Source organism: Stagnihabitans tardus (genome assembly GCF_009925085.1).
Classification (GTDB): domain Bacteria; phylum Pseudomonadota; class Alphaproteobacteria; order Rhodobacterales; family Rhodobacteraceae; genus Stagnihabitans; species Stagnihabitans tardus.
Genome location: NZ_JAABNR010000085.1, coordinates 1 through 816 on the forward strand (window position 1 = coordinate 1; position 816 = coordinate 816).

Here is an 816-nt window from a genome sequence, read left to right on the forward strand (position 1 = left end):
GGTAAAGCCGTGATCCTCCAGCCGCTTGTAGGCCATCACCAGCCCTGTTCCGTCCCAATACAGAAGCTTCAGACGGTCTGCCTGCTTGGCGCGGAACACGAAGACGGTCCCGGTGAACGGGTCCTTGCGCAGTTCGTTCTTCACCATCGCGGCCAGGCTGTCGTGACCCTTCCTGAAGTCGATGGGCTTGGTCGCCACCATGATCCTGACCCGGTTGGACGGGAAGATCATGACCCCGCCGCCAGGGCTCGCGCGACTGCTGCGATCCGCTCGGCCGACGCGTTGACCTCCAGGCGGATCACAACGGCCCCCAGGATCACTTCGGGTCCCGTCGGATAGGACGCCGGAACCTCGGCGGGCCCAACCAGCAGGGACGCAAACTCAACCGGATCTTCGGGCGCAGGCAAAACCAAGGCCCCCTTCTTCGCCCGGGACCGCCAGGACGAGATATGGTTCGCAGGCACTCCGTGCCGCCGCGCCACCTCCGCGACAGAGACCCCGGGCTTCAAGGTCTCGGCGACGATCCGACCCTTGACCTCATCCGACCATCGCCGGTTCCGACGGCTCCGCCCAGGAAAAGGGAGAACCTCCAATCGCTGCTCCATGGAGAAACTCCAACCCCACAATCATCAGACTCCAATGATGCCATCGGGCCAATGCAGAAAAGGTGGGGACAGGACACCGCTTACGCTTTACCTGGCCCGCCGTGACGGACGGGTTAATCCTGTTGAGCCATGCGCAGTTCGAGGCGCTGTTTGCCGGATTGGATTGGCGGCGGGTTCGAGCGATCCACACGAAGCCCCCCGAAGACGTGGA

The 816-nt window shown here is 63.5% G+C and carries 2 protein-coding genes; both read right to left on the reverse strand.

The window, feature by feature from the left end:
* A partial coding sequence (gene tnpB / locus GV832_RS21700; protein ID WP_168776931.1) for an IS66 family insertion sequence element accessory protein TnpB occupies positions 1–231 on the reverse strand: 231 nt, incomplete at its 3' end.
* A complete protein-coding gene (gene tnpA, locus GV832_RS21705; RefSeq protein ID WP_168776932.1) occupies positions 228–605 on the reverse strand; it encodes an IS66-like element accessory protein TnpA in 378 nt (125 codons plus the stop codon). The genes tnpA and tnpB, both read right to left, overlap by 4 nt.
* Positions 606–816: the final 211 nt, after the last annotated feature.

Bases quoted from the DNA above. Each gene is read 5' to 3' on its own strand.
- tnpA (WP_168776932.1), bottom strand. From the start codon at position 605: ATGGAGCAGCGATTGGAGGTTCTCCCTTTTCCTGGGCGGAGCCGTCGG.